The following is a 2605-nucleotide window of genomic DNA, read 5'->3' on the forward strand; positions in this document are numbered from 1 at the left end:
CCCCAAAAACCCAGGAGTTAAGGAATGACGACCGCCTTGTTCAAGGATGGATTCCCCTCGGCCCACCGCACCACCCGCCAACGCATTGAAAGCAGCATCGACCTGCGGCGGTTGTTTTTCGCCATAGACGCCGACCCGGCGTTGATCGGCGCGGGGGTGGTGTATATCGATGGGGATTTCAACGTGGTGGTACTGCGTGAATTCCAGGCGATTTGCAGTGTGCGGCCGATCAAGGTAGTGCTGCGGGAAGCGCCGAGGTATGTGGGGCCGGTGGAGTTCAAGCGGATGTTGGAGCATGAGCCTCGGGAGTCCAGGTTGGCAGTGGAAGCTATAAATACGGCAATAGCGTGCACCGGAGTAGTGTTGAGTTGGATGGTCATTGCGAGTGGGGCTGCGCTGATGCCTTTTACAGCTGGGGCTAGCTCGATAATTTCGTTCATCGGTAAAGCTGCTGCCGTTGCAAGTACAGTCCAATGCATCGGTGGCGCTCTACGTACAGCATCAGAGTTAGCCTTTCCAGAAGTTAATGACTACTTGGATAACGAGACGTGGTATGAGGCCGCAACAGCAGTGTTGGACGGCATTGCTTTGATGGGTGTTGCCAGCTCGGCACTCGTCACCGTGAAAGTCGTTACAACGACCACAAAAGTAACCGGAAAAACAGCTAGTCAAGTGCTTAGAGGCCTGACACGGCAAGAACGGACAAAATTGAACAATGAGCTGCTTAAAATCCGGGATCCAAGACTAACGACCAAATTGCTCAAGCTGGAAAAAGCCTCCGGCAATGTGGCCAAACGTATCAGCGATATTCAAATGCAGCGTGCTACTGCCGCACACAAAATGGATATAGCTGCAGCCTTGCTCGGCTTTACCAGCAGTACAGTCTCTGGAAATGTAAGAACTCTGGCGTTGGGCATCTACGAGGAAGTTAACCAGTGAGCCAACAACGGAAGATAAAAGGCCAATATTACTCATCACTCTTTATTGAGGATCCTTGGCAACTCCTCAAGCGGTTCATGCCCGTGATTGGAGGTGATGCATTGGCAGGATGTTTCTCGATAGCGTTGACAACGATCTTGGCGATGCTTACGTATTTGCCAACTCACCCCGTAGATTTTGTCGCCAAGACATGCTTTTTCGGCGCCTCGGGCTTGGGCGCAGTATTCGCCCTGGCCAAATACGAAGTGCTCTACGGCCGCATCCATTGGGTATGGATAAACGTCGCGATCTACCTCCTCTGCCTGCTGATATCCCTCCCCGCCATCCTCTGGCGCCCCAACACCTATCTCTATGCACTGGCCCTGCTCTGCCCACTTGTCGGCCTGTTAATTCTCAACAGCAAACGCTGTCGCGAACTGCGGAAAAAATCCCTTGAACTGCACCATAAACGCCAAGCCATCATCGCGACTATGAAAAAGCAGGGTCGCTGGAAATGGTGGTGATCTTTATACCGGTTGGTCGTGCCTAAAACGCCAAAACACTTCAGTTAGATCATTTATTTTTATGCAACTGCCTGGTAATCCAGGCCATACAAAAGGTCAGCACCATTAGAATAATTTCAGTAATCACCAGCCAGGCAATGGTGAACCAATAGTGCTTTGGCTGCCCTACAAGCGTGTAAGTAATGGAAGGCCCGACGCGGTTATGAGCCACTATCACACCTCGAATCAGCCCATCAATTATTAGATAACCCTGAAGCCCTGTACTCAAGCTCAAGAGAGCCACGGCGCACCAATACCATCTGCTGTCTAAACACTTCATAGGACTTGTCTGGAAATCCAATAATCAGAAATGACTCAGTTGGACTAACTGAAACAGCGCCGTCGACAACAACAGCGCTCCCCCTGAGACTCACTTACTCAAGCTTTGACATTCTGCCGGATATTCCAGCCAAACTTCACCGGCCCACCGTCCTTGGCGCCGTCGGCTTTCTGCGGTTGGTAGCTGACCTCGACGGTGGCGAAATTCAACGCGATGCTGTCGTAGAGGACATCATCCTGACTTTGCGCACCGGTGCCGTAGGACACCACCATCACTTCCTTCAAGGTGATCACCAGGTACTCCACCGGGCTTGAACCGCCAGCCTTGCGCACCACCAGTTTGGCTTCGGGGTAATGCTTGCCGGTGGCGCAGGCCATCATCAAGTTGGGACTGGATTTATCCAACGGTTTTTTCAGGTTCAGGTTGGCGATATTGACCTTGCCCGCGCCACCTCCGGTGCCCGAGTGCATCGACCCTGTCTGCGATAACCCCCAGGTCCACTCGATGATATCGATCTCGTCACGATGGGCCTGGTCCCGCGATTCACCCTTGATATCGCCCAGTTTCAAAAACATATCGACTGCCATGTTGGCTCCTTGTCCTGTTGTGCGTCGGGAGTGACGTGGGGCGCACTGTTCCCGAATCGAAACGGTGCTCACAAGATGGCAAAGCGGGATCGGGAAGTGCCTGCCTTGAAATGGCGAAACGTCCGACATTAATTTGCGCCACTACGTCTTTACCCTCTCGACTCCCCAAAAACCCAGGAGTTAAGGAATGACGACCGCCTTGTTCAAGGATGGATTCCCCTCGGCCCACCGCACCACCCGCCAACGCATTGAAAGCA

At 52.8% G+C, this 2605-nt stretch carries 3 protein-coding genes; 2 read left to right on the forward strand and 1 reads right to left on the reverse strand.

Annotated features, from left to right (window positions below):
* Positions 1-24: 24 nt before the first annotated feature.
* Both PspCFBP13509_RS31250 and PspCFBP13509_RS31255 read left to right on the forward strand, forming a co-directional pair.
* Positions 25-939, forward strand: coding sequence for an NAD synthetase (locus PspCFBP13509_RS31250; protein WP_137213197.1), 915 nt, complete (start codon positions 25-27; stop codon positions 937-939).
* Entirely contained in the window at positions 936-1442 is a 507-nt protein-coding gene (locus PspCFBP13509_RS31255) for a hypothetical protein (RefSeq protein WP_065924338.1), read from the forward strand. Before PspCFBP13509_RS31250 ends, PspCFBP13509_RS31255 begins: the two co-directional genes overlap by 4 nt.
* 417 nt (positions 1443-1859) lie before the next feature.
* On the opposite strand, the gene PspCFBP13509_RS31260 is transcribed toward PspCFBP13509_RS31255, so the two are convergent.
* Positions 1860-2348 (reverse strand): Hcp family type VI secretion system effector, encoded by a 489-nt coding sequence (locus PspCFBP13509_RS31260; protein ID WP_137213198.1) that lies wholly within the window; start codon positions 2346-2348, stop codon positions 1860-1862.
* Positions 2349-2605: the final 257 nt, after the last annotated feature.

This window comes from Pseudomonas sp. CFBP13509 (assembly GCF_005233485.1).
In the GTDB taxonomy this organism is placed as follows: domain Bacteria; phylum Pseudomonadota; class Gammaproteobacteria; order Pseudomonadales; family Pseudomonadaceae; genus Aquipseudomonas; species Aquipseudomonas marginalis.

Bases quoted from the DNA above. Each gene is read 5' to 3' on its own strand.
- PspCFBP13509_RS31250 (WP_137213197.1), top strand. From the start codon at position 25: ATGACGACCGCCTTGTTCAAGGATGGATTCCCCTCGGCCCACCGCACC.
- PspCFBP13509_RS31260 (WP_137213198.1), bottom strand. From the start codon at position 2,348: ATGGCAGTCGATATGTTTTTGAAACTGGGCGATATCAAGGGTGAATCG.